At 69.2% G+C, this 17,496-nt stretch carries 16 protein-coding genes and 1 rRNA gene; 14 read left to right on the forward strand and 3 right to left on the reverse strand.

Features of this window, described 5'->3' with window-relative positions:
* The 9 genes from rrf to ACTWQR_RS10530 all read left to right on the forward strand — a co-directional run bounded on the left by rrf (position 1) and on the right by ACTWQR_RS10530 (position 7,514).
* Positions 1 to 116 (forward strand): 5S ribosomal RNA (gene rrf, locus ACTWQR_RS10490).
* A 61-nt stretch (positions 117 to 177) separates the two neighbouring features.
* Positions 178 to 825 carry an HAD family hydrolase gene (locus tag ACTWQR_RS10495; RefSeq protein WP_443226691.1) on the forward strand — a complete coding sequence of 216 codons (648 nt, stop codon included), beginning with the start codon at positions 178 to 180 and terminating at the stop codon, positions 823 to 825.
* A gap of 153 nt (positions 826 to 978) precedes the next feature.
* Positions 979 to 2,223 (forward strand): MFS transporter, encoded by a 1,245-nt coding sequence (locus tag ACTWQR_RS10500; RefSeq protein WP_443226692.1) that lies wholly within the window; start codon positions 979 to 981, stop codon positions 2,221 to 2,223.
* Entirely contained in the window at positions 2,174 to 3,346 is a 1,173-nt protein-coding gene (locus ACTWQR_RS10505; protein ID WP_443226693.1) for an acetoin utilization protein AcuC, read from the forward strand. The genes ACTWQR_RS10500 and ACTWQR_RS10505 overlap by 50 nt, the downstream gene beginning before the upstream one ends.
* A gap of 264 nt (positions 3,347 to 3,610) precedes the next feature.
* On the forward strand, positions 3,611 to 4,426 hold the full coding sequence (locus tag ACTWQR_RS10510) for a phosphatase (protein WP_443226694.1): 816 nt from the start codon (positions 3,611 to 3,613) through the stop codon (positions 4,424 to 4,426).
* Between the two features lie 129 nt (positions 4,427 to 4,555).
* On the forward strand, positions 4,556 to 4,765 hold the full coding sequence (locus ACTWQR_RS10515) for a helix-turn-helix domain-containing protein (protein WP_093781815.1): 210 nt from the start codon (positions 4,556 to 4,558) through the stop codon (positions 4,763 to 4,765).
* Positions 4,766 to 4,930: 165 nt separating this feature from the next.
* Complete coding sequence (locus ACTWQR_RS10520; protein WP_003948845.1) at positions 4,931 to 5,029, forward strand: 30S ribosomal protein bS22; 99 nt, start codon at positions 4,931 to 4,933, stop codon at positions 5,027 to 5,029.
* A gap of 347 nt (positions 5,030 to 5,376) precedes the next feature.
* Positions 5,377 to 6,438, forward strand: a complete 1,062-nt coding sequence (locus ACTWQR_RS10525) for an NAD-dependent epimerase/dehydratase family protein (RefSeq protein ID WP_443226695.1) — start codon at positions 5,377 to 5,379, stop codon at positions 6,436 to 6,438.
* 14 nt (positions 6,439 to 6,452) lie between these two features.
* Positions 6,453 to 7,514 (forward strand): lysophospholipid acyltransferase family protein, encoded by a 1,062-nt coding sequence (locus tag ACTWQR_RS10530; RefSeq protein ID WP_443226696.1) that lies wholly within the window; start codon positions 6,453 to 6,455, stop codon positions 7,512 to 7,514.
* Positions 7,515 to 7,613: 99 nt separating this feature from the next.
* Here the strand turns inward: ACTWQR_RS10530 and ACTWQR_RS10535 are convergent, their stop codons facing one another.
* The 3 genes from ACTWQR_RS10535 to ACTWQR_RS10545 all read right to left on the reverse strand — a co-directional run bounded on the left by ACTWQR_RS10535 (position 7,614) and on the right by ACTWQR_RS10545 (position 11,201).
* Positions 7,614 to 8,846, reverse strand: coding sequence for a DUF5667 domain-containing protein (locus ACTWQR_RS10535; RefSeq protein WP_443226697.1), 1,233 nt, complete (start codon positions 8,844 to 8,846; stop codon positions 7,614 to 7,616).
* A 276-nt stretch (positions 8,847 to 9,122) separates the two neighbouring features.
* A complete protein-coding gene (locus ACTWQR_RS10540) occupies positions 9,123 to 9,956 on the reverse strand; it encodes an ECF subfamily RNA polymerase sigma factor, BldN family (protein ID WP_443226698.1) in 834 nt (277 codons plus the stop codon).
* Between the two features lie 300 nt (positions 9,957 to 10,256).
* The gene (locus ACTWQR_RS10545; protein ID WP_443226699.1) at positions 10,257 to 11,201 is read right to left on the reverse strand and encodes an HAD family hydrolase; all 945 of its coding nucleotides are present in this window, start codon (positions 11,199 to 11,201) and stop codon (positions 10,257 to 10,259) included.
* Between the two features lie 175 nt (positions 11,202 to 11,376).
* Here ACTWQR_RS10545 and ACTWQR_RS10550 point away from each other — a divergent pair, with 175 nt between their 5' ends.
* The 5 genes from ACTWQR_RS10550 to ACTWQR_RS10570 all read left to right on the forward strand — a co-directional run bounded on the left by ACTWQR_RS10550 (position 11,377) and on the right by ACTWQR_RS10570 (position 17,491).
* Positions 11,377 to 11,676: a glutaredoxin family protein gene (locus ACTWQR_RS10550; RefSeq protein ID WP_443226700.1), complete on the forward strand. Its 300-nt coding sequence runs from the start codon at positions 11,377 to 11,379 to the stop codon at positions 11,674 to 11,676.
* 517 nt (positions 11,677 to 12,193) lie between these two features.
* Positions 12,194 to 12,961 (forward strand): redox-sensing transcriptional repressor Rex, encoded by a 768-nt coding sequence (locus ACTWQR_RS10555; protein ID WP_443226701.1) that lies wholly within the window; start codon positions 12,194 to 12,196, stop codon positions 12,959 to 12,961.
* Positions 12,958 to 14,802: a glutamyl-tRNA reductase gene (locus ACTWQR_RS10560; protein ID WP_443226702.1), complete on the forward strand. Its 1,845-nt coding sequence runs from the start codon at positions 12,958 to 12,960 to the stop codon at positions 14,800 to 14,802. The genes ACTWQR_RS10555 and ACTWQR_RS10560 overlap by 4 nt, the downstream gene beginning before the upstream one ends.
* Positions 14,799 to 15,806: a hydroxymethylbilane synthase gene (gene hemC, locus ACTWQR_RS10565; RefSeq protein WP_443226703.1), complete on the forward strand. Its 1,008-nt coding sequence runs from the start codon at positions 14,799 to 14,801 to the stop codon at positions 15,804 to 15,806. The genes ACTWQR_RS10560 and hemC overlap by 4 nt, the downstream gene beginning before the upstream one ends.
* A complete protein-coding gene (locus tag ACTWQR_RS10570) occupies positions 15,803 to 17,491 on the forward strand; it encodes a uroporphyrinogen-III synthase (RefSeq protein ID WP_443226704.1) in 1,689 nt (562 codons plus the stop codon). The genes hemC and ACTWQR_RS10570 overlap by 4 nt, the downstream gene beginning before the upstream one ends.
* The last annotated feature ends 5 nt before the right edge of the window (positions 17,492 to 17,496 follow it).

Consider the following 17,496-nt stretch of genomic DNA (forward strand, 5'->3'; position numbering starts at 1 on the left):
TCGGTGGTCATAGCGTGAGGGAAACGCCCGGTAACATTCCGAACCCGGAAGCTAAGCCTTACAGCGCCGATGGTACTGCAGGGGGGACCCTGTGGGAGAGTAGGACACCGCCGAACAAATTTTAGAGAAAGCCCCCGCACTTCGGTGCGGGGGCTTTCTTGCGTTTAGGGTCGCGTTATGCGCTACGACCTCGTGATCTTCGACAATGACGGCGTCCTCGTGGACAGTGAGCCGATCTCCAACACCCTCCTGGCCGCATATCTCACCGAGCTCGGGCACCCGACCTCGTACGAGGACTCCCTGCGCGACTACATGGGCGCCGCCATGCACCGCGTGCACGACCTGGTCGAGGAGCGGACCGGGCAGCGTCTGCCGGTGGACTTCGACGATGTCTTTCACATGCGCGTATTCGCTGCCTTCGAGCGGGAGTTGGAGCCCGTGGGCGGAGCCGTCGACGTCCTGGAGAAGCTGGCCGCGGACGGGGTTCCGTACTGCGTGGCGTCCTCCGGGAGTCATGAGCGGATCCGGGTCGGGCATCTGAAGACCGGGCTCGACCGGTGGTTCGACGAGGAACGGATCTTCAGTTCGCAGGATGTGGGGCGAGGGAAGCCGGCGCCCGATCTGTTCCTGTATGCCGCCGGACGGATGGGCGTACCGCCGGAGAAGTGCCTCGTCGTCGAGGACAGTCCGCTCGGGGTGCGGGCGGCTGTCGCGGCCGGGATGGACGTGTACGGCTTCACGGCGATGACACCCGCGGACCGGCTGGCGGGGGCCGACCAGCTCTTCAGCGACATGAGTGAGCTGCTCGGGCTTCTGCAGTGCTGATCAGCTGGCCGACGGGGGCTGAGGGGCTGGAGCAACTGAAGGGCTGGGAGTCTCATCAAGTCGTCAGTTGATCTTGGTGTCTCAGGAGATGAATAAAATTCATCTCCTGAATTGTCTACCCACGAGTAAGCCGGAGCTCTACGCTCAGCCGCCATGACAGATGTGCTGCGGCGTGGCCGGGCCTCGTTGGCGTTCAGCTTCTTTGCTCAAGGTGTCGCCTTTGCGCTGCTGGTGACGCGCATCCCTGCGATCCAGGACCGGTACGGGATCTCGGACGGGCTGCTGCCCGCCTTCCTCGCGGCCGTGCCGATCCTCGCCGGGGTCGGCAGCGTCTGCACCGAGCAGCTGGTGAAGCGGGTGCCTCCCAGTCACGTACTGCGCTGGTCGCAGCCCGTCGTGCTGCTCGCGTTGCTCGGTGTCGGGGCCGGCGAGGGGCTGTGGGAGATCGGCTTCGCGCTCGGCGCCTTCGGGCTGGCCGTCGGGGCGCTCGACGCGTCCATGAACATGCTCGGGGTCAGCCTCCAGCACACGTACGGGCGCAGCATCATGCTCGGCTTCCATGCGGCGTACAGCCTGGGCGGGATTATTGGGGCCTCGCTCGCCTGGGTGGGGGCGCACTGGGACCTGGCGCTGTTCGTGTCGTATCTGCCAGTCATAGTCGTGTTGTTGCCTGCCGCGCTTGTGGGGAGTCGGTGGTACGTCGACGGTGGTGGCGACGGCGGTGACGGTGGTGTCTCCGGGGAGCAGAAGGGGCGGGGCGAGGCCGGGAGTGGGAGTGGCGGTGTCGGATTCAAGCTGCTTTTTCCGCTGTGCCTGGTCATGGCCGTCGCGTACATCGGGGATTCGACCGTCTCCAACTGGAGCGCCAAGTATCTGCAGGACGTGCTTGGCAGTTCGGAGCAGCTGGCGACCGTTCCGTACAACGTCTATATGGTCACCACGCTGATCGGGCGGGCCGTCGGGGACTTCGGGGTGCGGCGGTTCGGGGCGGTGGCTGTTGTGCGGGCGGGGGCGCTGGTCGCGGCGGTGGGGTTCGCGGTGGTGGCGGTGGCGCCGGGGGCGTGGGTCGGGATGCTCGGCTTTACGTTGCTCGGGTTCGGGTTGTGTGTGATCGTGCCGCAGACCTTCGCGGCGGCCGGGCGGCTCTTCCCTGGGGCTGCCGATGCGGCCATCGCGCGGCTCAATATCTTCAACTATGTGGGTTTCTTGATCGGTTCGCCCTTGGTGGGAGCTCTGGGTGATGCGTGGAGCTATCGGGGGGCGATGCTCGTGCCGATGGTGTTGGTGCTGGTGACTCTCGTGTATGCCCGGTCGTTCGCTCCCGGACCTTCCCGATACGGTGACGGGCATGAGCGGCCGCGCACAGCTGATGTGGGACGAGGCAGTAACGGGCTATGACTTCGGTCCGGAGCATCCGATGGATCCGGTCCGGTTGGCGTTGACCCGTCGGCTGGTCGATGCCTTCGGGCTCGACCGGGAGATGGATGTCGTCGCGGCCCAGGCCGCCGGAGAGTCGACGTTGCGGCTTGTGCACCGGGAGGACTACGTGGAGGCGGTCAAGGCCGCGTCCGTGGATCCCGGGGCGGCGGATGGGGCGTACGGGCTGGGGACCATGGACGATCCCGCCTTTGCCGGGATGCACGAGGCGTCCGCCTTGATCGCCGGGCAGTCGGTGGGGGCTGCCGAGGCTGTGTGGCGGGGGGAGGCGCTCCATGCGGTGAACTTCGCGGGTGGGCTGCATCATGCGATGCCGGGGGGCGCGTCCGGGTTCTGCATCTACAACGACGCCTCGCTGGCGATTGCCCGGTTGCTCGAGCTGGGGGCCGAGCGGGTCGCGTACGTGGATGTGGATGTGCATCACGGGGATGGGGTGCAAGCCGCGTTCTGGGAGGACCCGCGGGTTCTGACGGTCTCCTTGCATGAGCATCCGCGGACCTTGTTTCCGCAGACCGGGTGGCCTGAGGAGACCGGGGCCGACGGTGCGGAGGGGTCGGCCGTGAATGTGGCCCTGCCGGCCGGGACCGGGGATGCGGGGTGGCTGCGGGCCTTTCACTCCGTCGTGCCGGAGTTGGTCGCTGACTTTCGGCCGCAGGTGCTGGTGACTCAGCACGGGGCCGATACGCACTTCGAGGATCCGCTCGCACATCTTGCCGTTTCTCTGGATGCTCAGCGGGCCGTGCAGGTTGCCTGTCATGAGCTGGCGCATGAGTACGCCGAGGGGCGGTGGGTCGCTCTTGGTGGGGGTGGGTATGCCGTGGTGGACGTCGTGCCTCGGTCCTGGACGCATCTGGTCGCCATCGCGGCGGGGCGGGAGATTGCGCCGGAGACGGTGATTCCTGAGAGTTGGCGGCAGGAAGTCTTTGCTCGTACGCGTCAGTTGGCTCCTGCGCGGATGACTGATGGGCGTTGGCCTGTGGACTGGAAGGGCTGGGAGTCGGGGTACGACCCTGCCGATCGGTTGGACCAGGCGGTGTTGGCTGCGCGTAAGGCTGCGTTTCCGTTGCGGGGGTTGTTGGCGTAGGGGTGGGTGGGTGTGGGTTTTCTCGCCCCCGCCGCCCCTACCCGTCCCATCCTCTGGGGGCTGCGCCCCCAGACCCCCTTTCGGCCTGGACGGCCTCGTCCTCAAACGCCGGACGGGCTGTTGTGGCTGGACTGCGCTTAGAGGCTCAGCCGCCAGCCGCCAGCCGCCAGCCGCCGGGATCGCTGGCTAGCCTTATTACGCCAACTGTGGGGTGTTTTCCCTGTTTTGGGGTGACCCCCTAGGCGCGTGCGTCAGCATCGGGGCGTGTTGAGTACCGGAGCGTTGCGGGCGCATTTGCTGGCGGCGAGGTTGGCCGGGACCGTGGCCACCTCTCGGGAGGAGAGCCTCAGGAGTTACCGGCTGTTCGCGGCGCGGGATCCGCGGGTGATGATCGGGCTTGATCCTGAGTGGACGTGGGGACAGTCGGATTTGATCGCTTTGATGGCGGACAAGTGCGGGGTTTCTTCCGATCCGCGGCATACGTCGGGGCCTGACGTGATCGACCCCGAGCGGACGTTGGCGGCACTCGACGCCTTCGCGGAGCGGCTCGCGGAGGCCGTACGGAACCGTTCCCCGGTGCTTCTCGGCACGGGACATCCGCACCGACTGCTCGGTTTCTACGCCGCTCTCGCGGACGCTCTGTCGGCGGCGGGGTGTGCCGTTCTCACCCCTGCGCATGGTCACTCTGTCGACATAACGACCCGGTTCGGTCTACGCACCTACAACCTTGACTACGTACGAGGAGTCGCGTTGGCGCGGGAACCCGGGGTGCGGGCCGCCGGTCGTGAGACCGGTGCGCACACCCACTCGCCCCTCCCGGTTCGTACCGTTCTGGCGGCTGCGGCGGAGGCCGGCGGACCCCTCCCGGAGCTCGTGGTCGGGGACCACGGATGGGTCTGCGGGGCAGGTCAACTGGGGTTCGAGGTCATCGGGCTCGGTGACACCGACGATCCCGCGCTGTTCGTCGGAGAGGCAGAGGGGCGGGTGTCCGTCGTCGTTCCACTTGATGACGCTGTGCGGTCTGATTACTACCGACCGCTTACTCGCTATGTACTCAATCGAGCGTGTCTGTCACAGTAGGCCGCCGATGGCCCCTCCTCTTCCCCACTCGCATCACCCGCCCCTACTCTGGGGAGTGAGCACGCAACGACGAAGTGTCACCGGAAGGGGAAGCCGGTGACCGTCGAGTGCGGAAGGTTCAGGTGTGTCATGGCTGCTGGCGAGAGGCCTCTGAACGAGGTTCAGTTCCTTACCGTGGCGGAAGTCGCCTCGGTGATGCGAGTGTCGAAGATGACCGTGTACCGCTTGGTGCACAGCGGTCATCTGCCCGCGATCCGGGTGGGGAGGTCATTCCGCGTCCCGGAGCAAGCGGTTCACGAGTACCTTCGCGAGTCCTATGTGGGGGTGGAAACAGCCTGACGGTTGCCCCGGGTGAGGCCCGTGGCGGCCCTCGGGCCGTCACGGGAGTTCACCCGGGTCACCTCGATTACGAGCTCAGCGCTCGGGCGGGTAGGCTGGCCCCTCATAGGTCGTGTGGGCCCATGCAGCCCAGCACCGAGTTAAGAGAAGTGAGCGAGGGTAGTCGTGGGCTCTGTTATCAAGAAGCGGCGCAAGCGGATGGCGAAGAAGAAGCACCGCAAGCTGCTCAAGCGCACTCGCGTTCAGCGTCGCAACAAGAAGTAGTCGCGACAGCGGTAGACAGCGATAGTTGAGCTGTCGAGCAGTCGCGGTAAGCAGTGGGCGCGACGCTTCGACAGTGCGCTCTGTGGCCCCCCACCGAACCGGTGGGGGGCCACAGCTGTATGGCGTCGGGAGTGCTCGTTTCGTCCGGCGGGACGAACGCTGTGCGTATGTCTGTGCGTACGCCTGCGGGGCGAATGGCTTGGTCTGATCGTATGTCTGCGGGTGCCGTCACTTCGTGCATCGGGTGGTCATCACAGCGCAACATCGACCCGCTAACGTGGCGGTCACGGGGGACACGGCAGAGTACGAGCAAGATGACGTCGACGGCTGGAAGGAAGGCGCTGATCTTGGGGAATGTCGTGCTCGTGACCGGGGTGGCCCGACAGCTGGGGGGCCGGTTCGTACGACGGATCCAGCGTGACCCCGATGTGGACCGGGTGGTCGCAGTGGACGCGGTCCCGCCCGAACACCACTTGGGCGGAGCGGACTTCGTACGGGCGGACATAAGGCAGCCCACCATCGCCAGGGTGCTGGCCGAGCACTCCGTGGACACGGTCGTGCACATGGACGTGACGGGTACCCCGCTGGGCAGCGGCAGCCGGACGACGGTCAAGGAGACCAACGTCATCGGCACCATGCAGCTCCTTGGTGCCTGCCAGAAGTCCCCGACGGTCAAGCGGCTGGTCGTGAAGTCCAGTACGAACGTCTACGGGTCGGCGCCGCGCGATCCGGCTGTCTTCACCGAGACGACTCCGCCCAAGTCGCTGCCCAGCGGCGGCTTCGCGAAGGACACGGTGGAGGTCGAGGGATACGTACGCGGTTTCGCGCGGCGCAGGCCGGACGTCGCCGTGTGCGTGCTGCGGTTCGCGAACATCCTCGGGCCGAGCGCTGACTCGCCGCTCGCGTCGTACTTCTCGCTGCCGGTGCTGCCCACCGTGCTCGGCTACGATCCGCGGCTGCAGTTCGCGCACGAGGACGACGTGATCGAGGTTCTGCGGCTGGCCTCGCACGAGCCGAGCCGGGGCACGCTCAACAGCGGCACGTTCAACATCGCCGGCGACGGTGTCCTGCTGCTCTCGCAGTGCGCGCGGCGCCTGGGGCGGCCCACCGTCCCCGTGCTGATGCCCGCGGTGACCTGGTTGGGCTCGGCACTGCGTACGCTGGGTATGACGGACTTCTCGCCCGAGCAGCTGCGGCTGCTCACCCATGGGAGGGTTGTGGCGACGCACCAGATGCGCGAGACGCTGGGATACAAGCCGAAGTACACGACCGCGGAGACCTTCGCGGACTTCGCGCGCAGCCGCGGTCCCGGACTCCTGCCGCCGGAGGCCCTTGCGGGGGCCGTCGACCGGATCGCCGCACTGCCCGTCCTGGGCGGTGGCCACCCCCCGACGCAGAGCGCCAACTGAGGAGCGCATCAACGATGGCGGACGCCAAGGTCATTCCGTTCGACGACGACCGGTCTCGTGGGGGCGCCGTACAGCGGCAGCCGCGGCGCCGGGGTGTGGGGAGCAGGCGGAAGGGCGAGCCCGTTGTGGTTCGTGAGGTTCAGCCTCTGCCTGCGCGAACGATTCAGCAGGATGATGTTCCGGTGACGCATGAGGAGTCGGCATCCCCGTCCCAGCGGGAGCCGGAGCAGCAGGGCGGTGGCTTGGAGCGGCGTATCGCCGGCGGCCTGGCCTTTCTGCGGCGTCGGCTGACGGGGGAGTACGAGGTCGACGACTTCGGCTACGACGCCGACCTCACCGATCAGGTCCTGATGTCTCTGCTGCGGCCCTTCTACGAGAAGTACTTCCGTGTCGAGGTGAAGGGCATCGAGAACATTCCGTCCGAGGGCGGGGCGCTGATCGTCGCCAACCACTCCGGGACGCTGCCGCTGGACGGCCTGATGATGCAGGTCGCGGTGCACGACAACCACCCCGACGGCCGGCACCTCCGCCTCCTCGCGGCAGACCTGGTCTTCATGCTGCCGGTGGTCAACGAGCTGGCCCGCAAGGCTGGTCACACCCTCGCGTGCGCCGAGGACGCCGAGCGCCTCCTGGAGCGCGGCGAACTGGTCGGTGTGATGCCGGAGGGCTTCAAGGGCATCGGCAAGCCGTTCAGCGAGCGCTACAAGCTCCAGCGCTTCGGTCGCGGCGGCTTCGTCTCCACGGCCCTTCGCCAGGGCACCCCGATCATTCCCTGCTCGATCGTCGGAGCGGAGGAGATCTACCCGATGATCGGCAACGCCAAGACGCTCGCTCGTCTCCTGGGCATCCCGTACTTCCCGCTCACGCCCACCTTCCCGTGGCTGGGCCCGCTGGGCGCGGTCCCGCTCCCGACCAAGTGGACGATCCAGTTCGGCGAGCCGATCCCGACGGACGGCTATCCGCCGGAGGCGGCGGAGGACCCGATGCTGATGTTCAACCTGACGGACCAGGTGAGGGAGCAGATCCAGCACACGTTGTACAAATTGCTGGTGCAGCGGAGGTCGGTGTTCTTCTGACGCCCCGGGACGAGCATGACGGGTGCGCATGACGAGTGCTCATACGGCGATGGGGCGCCCCTTTCCAAAAGGGGCGCCCCATCGCCGTATGAGCAGAACCTAGTTCGCGTCCTCGCTGTCGATGCCCAGTTCCGGGAGCAGGCCCGGAAGGAGCGGCGGCAGGGTGACGTCCGGTTCGGTTGTCGGGATTTTCTTGTCGGAGCCGGGCGGTGTGGCGCTGGTGTCGTCCTTGGGTGGGTCCAGGAGGCCGCCTGTGCTGCCGCCGAGCAGGCCTTCGTCCTCGGTGTTCGAGGTGGACGGCTCGGGGTTGCCACTGCTGGAGCCGGTCCCGTCGGAGGAGCCGCCGGTGGAGCTGGGGGCGGCCGGGCGGTCCGTACCGGAGGAGCCGGTGGACTCGTCCGAGCCGGCGCCCCGGTGGCGGCCCGTGCCCTCCGGAGAGGGCGGCTGCGGCAGTAGCGACCGCAGCGGGTCGACCTCTTGGGCTATGGCGTCGAAGACCGAGTTGACCTGGCGGCTGACGTCGCCGAGCTGGACGGGCAACCGGTCGCGCAGGGCGCCCCAGGCACCGCGATGCGACTGGGAGAAGGAGGAGAGGGCCTGGATGGGGCCCAGGGAGTCGGGGTCCCGCTCGTACGCCTCGTGCAGCAAGCGGTGGCCCTCGGAGGCGTCGTGCTGCATACCCGACAGGGCACGTCGGATCTCGCCCAGGGACTCGTGGTCGAGGGGACCCGAGCGGCCGCGCTCCATCAGGCGGCGCGCCTCGCTCAGCCGGGTGGAGGCCTGGTCGAGGTAGAGCCGGCCTCGGTCGCTGCTGTCGTCGGCCAGGCCCAGCTTGAGGTCCTCCATGCCCCGCTTGAGCCCGTAGAGCGAGTCACCGGGCAGGGCGTCGGAGCTGGCAGCGGCGACGCCGCTGAAGGCTCCGGCGGCCACACCGACGGTGAGCCCGCCCGCGGCGAGCCCTTTCGACAGCCGGGACCGCGGGCGCAACTTCCCCAGCCCGGTCGCCCGGTGAGCGCCCCGGGCCCGGGAACTCTGCTCGGGCACCGAAGGGTTCGCCGCCTCGCCGCCCGCGGCCGTGCCCTCCAGCAGCATGGCCTCCATCGCGGCCACCAGCTGAGCCCGCTGGACGGCCTTGACCTCGGGGTCCAGCTTGGGTTTGGGCAGCTCACCGAGGCCGGTCGCCAGGGACAGCATCCGACCGTGCTCGGACTGGTCCGCGGCGGCCGGAGCGGGTCCTTCGGACTGCTCGGCCGCCGTACCCTGGTCGGACTGCTCCTCCAGGGCCTGGGCGAAGGCGTTCGCCCGCCGGTGCGCCGATACGTTCGCGATCACTGGCGGCACCTCCTCTCGTCATGACGGTCGACTCCCCAGGGGGTCCTGAGGGTTGCACTCCCTGATCAAATCCACACGATCGAGTGATCGGAGGCGGCCAGGGGGTGACCACAGGGAGCCTGTATCCCGCACAACGAGCGGCTCGGCACTTGGGTTACGGACGACGGATGATCGGACCGTGAAGTCAACGGTCTTTCACGGACGGTGAGTTGGGCATCGCTGAGAGTATGGGGTCATACGAAGCCGTACCGGGGTCGAGCGGTCGGGTACGGGGTCTCAGCGGGCGTCTTCCGGAAGGAGCCGGGCCAGGGTGCGCACCGCCCGGTACTGGAGGGTCTTGATCGCGCCCTCGTTCTTGCCCATGACGCGGGCGGTCTCGGCGACCGAGAGGCCCTGGAGGAAACGCAGGGTCACGCACTCCTGCTGCTGCGGGTTGAGGCGGCGTACGGCGTCCAGGAGCGCCGCGTTCGAGAGGGACTCCAGGACGGAGTCCTCGGGGGAGCGCTCGACCTCGTTGGCGTCGAGCATCTCGCCGGTGGTGACTTCTAGGCGGAAGCGGCTCGACTTGAAGTGGTCTGCCACGAGGTTGCGGGCGATCGTGACCAGCCAGGCGCCGAAGTCACGGCCCTGCCAGGTGAACGTGCCGATCCGTCGCAGGGCGCGCAGGAACGTCTCGCTTGTGAGGTCTTCCGCGGTCGCCTTTCCGCCGACGCGGTAGTAGATGTAGCGGTACACGGTGTCGCTGTACTGGTCGTAGAGCCGACCGAAGGCCTCGGCCTCACCGGCCTGTGCTCGCTCCACGAGGTCCATCATCCGGGCGCTGTCACTGTCTGCGGCCGGGCGGCGTGCGGTTGTGGTGGCCGACGCGCTCGAACGTCCTCGTCTGCCGACGTCCCGCCCGTCACCCGACCTCCGCCCCCCAACGACGGCGCTACGCGCCGGCCCCCGTTCAACGCCGTCCGCCAGTGCGTAGCACGGGCCGACGGGCGCGACGGAGACAGCGAGGGCGGGGACGGCGTACGCGGTGGGGACGAAGCCGCGCAAGCGGTCGAGGACCGTTGCGCGCAGCGTAGCCAGGCCCGAGGCGTCAACCCCGACGTGTGGGTACACGGGACTCCCAGAGGCAGAGCTTCCATCACGTGCAGTACCGGACCGTTCACCCGTCGTAGCGAAAGGTGGGGTCCGTCATGCGTCTGAGGAGAATAACGCTTCGTACAGGCAGTGCTACACCCAGTTGCTCAAATCATCGATTACGTCGCTTCTGTAACCGATTGACGCCTGATCAAGTGCCGGAGAGTGATCGGTTGTTGATCGGATTGGTCGCGTTCCGTCCGCGTCCGAGGCGTGTTGTGGCCGTGTGCCGTTAACGGGACTGGCGGGGGCGATGGGCGGGTAGGACAGCCCGATTGCCTAGCGGCGGCGGCGGTGCAGGGCGATCGCGGCGGCCGTGCCGCCCGCGACCGCGCCGACGCCGGCCGCCGCGGGGATGCCGACCTTCGCCGCCTTGCGGCCGGTGCGGTAGTCGCGCAGGCGCCAGTCGAGTGTGCGGGCGTGCTTGCGGAGCTTGGCGTCCGGGTTGATCGCGTACGGGTGCCCGACGAGCGAGAGCATCGGGATGTCGTTGTGGGAGTCGCTGTACGCGGCGCAGCGGCGGAGGTCCAGGCCCTCCGCCGCGGCCAGGGCACGTACCGCCTCCGCCTTGGCGGGACCGTGCAGGGGTTCGCCGACGAGCTTGCCGGTGTACACGCCGTCGACCGACTCGGCGACCGTGCCCAGTGCGCCGGTCAGGCCCAGGCGGCGGGCGATCACCGTGGCGATCTCGACGGGGGCGGCCGTGACGAGCCACACCTTCTGGCCGGCTTCGAGGTGGGCCTCGGCGAGCGCGCGCGTGCCGGGCCAGATGCGCTCGGCCATGTACTCGTCGTAGATCTCCTCGCCGATCGACATCAGCTCGGCGACGCGGTGGCCCTTGACGATGGACAGCGCGGAGTCGCGGGCGTCCTGCATGTGCTCGGGGTCCTCGAACCCGGCCAGCCGGAACCAGGCCTGCTGCCAGGCGAACCGGGCGAGGTCGCGTGTCTCGAAGAACTTCCGTTTGTAGAGGCCGCGGCCGAAGTGGAACAGCGCGGCGCCCTGCATGACGGTGTTGTCGAGGTCGAAGAACGCGGCGGCCTTGTCGTCGCCGACAACCGGGAACTCCGGCTCGGCGCCGACCTCGTCGGGGGCGCCTTCGTGGGCGAGTTCCTCCAGTTCCTGGGAGGACTTGCGAGCTGCCTCCGCCGAGGCCTCGCCTGCCAACACGCTCCGCGCGGTGGCGGAGCGCCTACGGGGGGTGAGCCATCCGAGAGCGGCCATGGCGTGAGCATAGCCAGTTTGTTCGGTGGTTCCGGAGTCGGGAGGTTTGGAGGCTGTGAACTCTCCGCGACCGTGTCGTTAAAGAACTCATCCCGGCGGCGTGTCGCGGGACCTGCGACGAGAGGTGGGGCGCGAAGGGCCGCGAGGGGTCCGCCGAGTCACCCGTGGGGCGAGAATGGCTGGTATGAGTTCCATCTTTCGGCGCACTGACCGCCGTACGGAGAACAGGGCGCCGCGGGAGCGGCTGGTCACGCTGATCGGCAAGCCCGACTGTCATCTGTGCGAAGAAGCGGAGGAGGTGGTGGAGAAAGTCTGCGCCGATCTCGGCGTGCCCTGGGAGAAGAAGGACATCACCCAGGACGAGGAACTGCACCGCGCGTACTGGGAGCAGATCCCGGTGGTGCTGGTGGACGGGGCGCAGCACACCTTCTGGCGCGTGAACGAGGAGCGGCTGCGCAGGGCGCTCGCCCCCTAGGGCCTGTGTGGGGTTGTGATCTGGGCTCGCGGGGCGTGGCACGCACGCTCGCCGCGTTGCCGAAATGCCCTGGTAGCTCCGCTGCGAGGGCCTTCCGGCGCCTTGCGATCGCACGCACCACGCCCCGCTCCCTGATCCAGATCACAACCCCACACAGGCCCTGGTCGAAGTGCTCTCGCCCCCTGGCCGAAGCGCTGAAGGGTCCGAGCAATCGGGGTGTGGCTCGACCGAGCAGTTCTGGGGGTCCGGAAAGTCACCTAGGATCGAGGGCGGTTGGGCCTCGGGGGGCGGGGATCGTAAAGGAGAGTGTGCGGCTTTGCCCCCAACAAGTGAGGGACGAAGGTGCCTGTGTGCCCGTTCCATACGCGTACGCGGGGAGTGCGTGACCCCGGTCACGTTGGCCGGGCAAATCGGACACCATCTTTGTGCACGCGTTCACAAAGACATAGCCTGCATTCGACGGGGCGGTCCAGGGACGTGTGACCGCCTGCAGCCCCGCGCTACCCGCAGGAGCACCGTGGCAACTGGCCGAACTCACCGACCGGCGACCCGCAGCCGAGGGATTCCCGAGGCCACCGTCGCCAGGCTTCCGCTGTACCTCCGAGCCCTCACCGCACTGTCGGAGCGCTCGGTACCCACGGTCTCCTCCGAGGAGCTCGCGGCCGCGGCGGGGGTCAACTCCGCGAAGCTGCGCAAGGACTTCTCCTACCTGGGCTCGTACGGCACGCGCGGTGTGGGCTACGACGTCGAGTACCTCGTCTACCAGATCTCCCGCGAGCTGGGGCTGACCCAGGACTGGCCGGTTGTGATCGTCGGTATCGGCAACCTCGGCGCGGCGCTGGCCAACTACGGCGGGTTCGCCTCGCGCGGGTTCCGGGTCGCGGCGCTGATAGACGCAGATCCCGCGATGGCCGGGAAGCCTGTCGCCGGGATCCCCGTGCAGCACACTGATGACCTGGAAAAGATCATCGACGACAACGGCGTGTCGATCGGCGTGATCGCGACCCCCGCGGGCGCCGCCCAGCAGGTCTGCGACCGGCTCGTCGCCGCCGGTGTCACCTCCATCCTGAACTTCGCGCCGACCGTGCTGACCGTCCCGGACGGCGTCGACGTACGCAAGGTAGATCTCTCCATCGAGCTGCAGATCCTCGCATTCCACGAGCAGCGCAAGGCCGGCGAGGAGGCCGCGAACGAGGCCGCGGCCGTCGTCGAGGCCGAGGCCGCGGCATCGAAGGAGACCCGGAAAGGGCCCGACGGGGATGTCCCCGCCGTGATGCCGGCATGAGTCTCCTCGTCGTCGGGCTGAGCCACCGCAGCGCTCCGGTCAGCGTCCTGGAGCGGGCCACGCTGTCCGCGGACGCCCAGATCAAGCTGCTCCAGGACACGGTCGCCGCCGAGCCGGCCGCCGAGGCCGCGGTGCTCGCCACCTGCAACCGGATCGAGCTCTACGCCGACGTGGACAAGTTCCACGCGGGTGTCGCCGAGCTCTCCACGCTGCTCGCGCAGCACAGCGGAGTCGGGCTCGACGAGCTCACTCCCTACCTGTACGTGCACTACGAGGACCGGGCCGTCCACCACCTCTTCTCCGTGGCCTGCGGGCTCGACTCGATGGTGATCGGCGAGGGCCAGATCCTCGGGCAGATCAAGGACGCCCTCGCCACCTCGCAGGAGCTGCACACCGCGGGCCGCCTGCTGAACGACCTGTTCCAGCAGGCGCTGCGGGTCGGCAAGCGCGCCCACTCCGAGACCGGCATCGACCGGGCCGGGCAGTCCCTCGTGACCTTCGGTCTGGAGCAGCTGTCGTCCGGTACCCCGGTCGACGCCTGGGCCCGCGGCAAGCGGGCGCTCGTGATCGGCGCGGGCTCGATGTCCTCCCTCGCCGCGGCGACGCTCGTGCGCGCCGGGGTGGCCGAAGTGGTCGTCGCCAACCGCACGTTGGACCGCGCGGAGCGCCTCGCCGCCCTGCTCGAAGAGCAGTACGGACAACGCCTCAACGCGCGGAACGAACCGAACGCACAGGGCGACACGGACGTGCTGGCCCGCGCGGTACCGATCGATGCGGTGTCGAGCGAGCTGACACGTGCCGATGTCGTCGTGTCGTGCACCGGTGCGACGGGGCTGGTCCTGACCGCGGAGTCGGTGGCCTCGGCGGTCGAGGGGCGGACGGCCACGCCGTTGGTTCCGGGCAGCGGGACCGTTCGTACGACGCCGGGCGGCTCCGGTCGTACGGCCGCGGCCGCCCCCGTACGCGACGACCTGCCGCCCACCAGCGTCGGCACCGACGAGAACTGCCCCCTCGACCTCTCCGCCGTGCAGCGCACCGCCGGGTTCTCCGTGCAGGGCGAGGCGGCCGTGGCCGGGATGGCCGCTTCCGAGCTGGAGCAGCACGCGGCCTGGGTCGACAAGGGCGTGGTGGCCACGGGCTCCGGATCCGGCACGGCGACCGAGACGCCCGCCGGTTACACCGCGGTGCTCGACCCGGCCGCCGACGCCGACGCCATCGTCGCCCTCGCCGCCGCGGCCGCGGCCGTCGGGCGTGTCCCCGAGCGGCGCAGGCCCGAGCCCGTCGTCGAGGCGCCCCGCCCCGCCCCCGCGCTCTCGCTGCTCGACCTCGCCATGCCCCGCGACATCGACGCGGCCGCGCACCGGCTGCTCGGAGTGCGGCTGGTGGACATCGAGTCCCTCGCCGAGGCTTCCGCGGACGCGCCCATGGCCTCCGACGTGGACCAGGTGCGGCGGATCGTTTCGGACGAGGTCGCCGCCTTCGGAGCCGCTCAGCGGGCCGCGCACATCACGCCGACCGTTGTGGCGCTGCGGACGATGGCCGCCGATGTCGTCGCGACCGAGATCGCCCGGCTCGACGGACGGCTCCCCGGGCTGGACGACAAGCAGCGCGGCGAGATCACCCAGACCGTGCGGCGCGTGGTGGACAAGCTCCTGCACGCGCCGACCGTACGGGTCAAGCAGCTGGCCGCGGAGCCCGGTGGCGCCGGGTACGCGGACGCGCTGCGGACCCTCTTCGACCTGGACCCCGAGACGGTCGCCTCCGTCCTGCGGGCCGATGACGACCAGCACACCGAGTCCACCGAGAACACCGAGAACGCCGAGAACCGAGGGCGAGCATGAGTGAGCCGCGTGAGCCGAAGGGGCACGCGCCCCCGGGGCGACCCAAGGAAAGAGGGCCACTGCGGCTCGGGACCAGGCGGAGCAGGCTTGCCAAGGCCCAGTCCGGGCAGGTGGCGGACGCCGTGCGCCGGGTGACCGGGCGGCCCGTCGAGCTCGTGGAGATCACGACCTACGGGGACACGTCCCGCGAGCACCTCGCGCAGATCGGCGGTACCGGCGTCTTCGTGACCGCCCTGCGCGACGCGGTGCTGAGCGGCGAGGTCGACTTCGCCGTGCACTCCCTCAAGGACCTGCCGACCGCCCAGCCCGACAACCTCACGCTGGCCGCCGTGCCGGTGCGCGAGGACCCGCGCGACGTGCTCGTCGCCCGCGACGGGCTCACCTTCGCGCAGCTGCCCCACGGGACGCGCGTGGGCACCGGTTCGCCGCGTCGCATGGCCCAGCTGAACGCGTACGCGCGCGACCACGGGCTGCTGATCGAGACGGTTCCGATCCGGGGCAACGTCGACACCCGGATCGGGTACGTGCGCAAGGGCGAACTCGACGCCGTCGTGCTCGCCGCCGCCGGACTCAACCGGATCGGCCGTAGTGACGAAGTGACGGACTTCCTGTCCGTCGACACCGTTTTGCCCGCCCCCGGCCAGGGGGCACTGGCGATCGAGTGTGCCGCGGACAACGCGGACCTCGCCGTCGCGCTCGCCGAGCTCGACGACCCGTACACCCGGGCCGCCGTGACCGCCGAGCGGTCCCTGCTCGCCGCCCTGGAGGCCGGCTGCAGCGCACCTGTGGGTGCGTTGGCCGACCTGCTGGCCGACGGGCAGATTGTCAAGGAAATGCGCCTGCGCGGCGTCGTCGGCACGATCGACGGCTCGACGCTGGTGCAGCTGTCCACCACCGGTCCCGTGCCCGAGACACATGACCAAGCAATGGCGCTCGGCCGTGAACTCGCTGCCGAGATGCTTGCCAAGGGCGCGGCCGGTCTGATGGGGGAGCGAGCACATTGAGCCCCACCAACCTTCCCGCCGGCCTCGAACACGGGCACGTCACCTTCCTTGGTGCCGGACCCGGGGATCCGGGACTACTGACTCTGCGCGCCGTGGAGGCGCTGTCCAACGCGGATGTCCTGGTCGCCGAACCCGAAGTGCTCGACGTCGTCCGCACGCACGCCAGACGAAACGTCACCGTGCTCGACACCGATACGGGCCCGAGCCCGGACACGCCTCAGCTAACGGTAGTTGACGGCTCGTCAACTCCTGTTGGCGTCCCCGCGTCGAAGGACGCGGCCAATATTGTCATGGAGGCCGCACGGGGCGGCAGGCGGGTCGTCCGTGCCGTCTCGGGTGACCCCGGGCTCGACGCGTACGCCGCCGAGGAGATGCTCGCCTGCGCCGCCGCGGGTGTGCCCTTCGAGGTGGTGCCCGGCGTCGCCGCGGCCGTCGGTGTGCCCGCGTACGCCGGTGTGCCGTTGCGTGACGCGCAGGGTGCCGACGTGCGGTTCGTGGACGCCCGTACGGCTTCCGGGCGCCTCTGGAACGAGGTCGGGGCGTCCGACGGGACCGTGGTCGTCTCGGCGACCCTGGAGTCCGTGGGGGCGGCCGCGGGGGAGCTCGTCGCCGCCGGTCGTAAGCCCGATACGCCGATGACGGTCACCGTCGCCGGTACGACGACGCGTCAGCGGACCTGGTGCGCGACGCTCGGCACCATCGCGCAGACGCTGAAGCAGGCCAAGGTGCTGCCCTCGCCCGATGGCGGGCGGCCGGTGATAGCCGTGGTCGGTGAGCGTTCCGCCGCCGCCCAGCGCGACCAGTTGTCGTGGTTCGAGTCCAAGCCGCTGTTCGGCTGGCGGGTTCTCGTACCGCGTACGAAGGAGCAGGCGGCTTCGCTCTCCGACCAGCTGCGGTCGTACGGGGCCGTGCCGCACGAGGTGCCGACGATCGCCGTCGAGCCGCCGCGGACACCCCAGCAGATGGAACGGGCCGTCAAGGGGCTCGTGACCGGCCGGTACGAGTGGATCGCCTTCACCTCGGTGAACGCGGTCAAGGCCGTACGGGAGAAGTTCGAGGAGTACGGGCTCGATGCCCGGGCCTTCGCCGGGATCAAGGTCGCGGCCGTGGGCGAGCAGACCGCCAAGGCGCTGATCGCCTTCGGCGTGAAGCCGGACCTGGTGCCCAGCGGTGAGCAGTCGGCTGCCGGGTTGCTGGAGGACTGGCCGCCGTACGATCCGGTCTTCGATCCGATCGACCGGGTTTTCCTGCCGCGTGCCGACATCGCCACGGAGACGCTGGTCGCCGGGCTGATCGAGCTCGGTTGGGAGGTCGACGACGTCACGGCCTATCGGACCGTGCGGGCGTCACCGCCGCCGGCGGAGACGCGTGAGGCGATCAAGGGGGGCGGTTTTGACGCTGTCCTGTTCACGTCGTCCTCCACCGTGCGGAACCTGGTGGGTATCGCGGGGAAGCCGCACAACGTGACGGTGATCGCGTGTATCGGTCCGGCGACGGCGAAGACCGCCGAGGAGCACGGCCTTCGGGTCGACGTCATGGCTCCGGAGCCGTCCGTGCACAAGCTGGCGGAGGCGCTCGCGGAGTTCGGGCTGCGACGGCGGGCTGCCGCGCTCGATGCCGGGGATCCGGTGACCCGGCCGAGCGAGCGGCGGCCGGGGGCCCGGCGGAGGCGCACGACGACGTAGTCGCC

It is taken from the genome of Streptomyces sp. 2A115 (genome assembly GCF_052245575.1).
Taxonomy (GTDB): domain Bacteria; phylum Actinomycetota; class Actinomycetes; order Streptomycetales; family Streptomycetaceae; genus Streptomyces.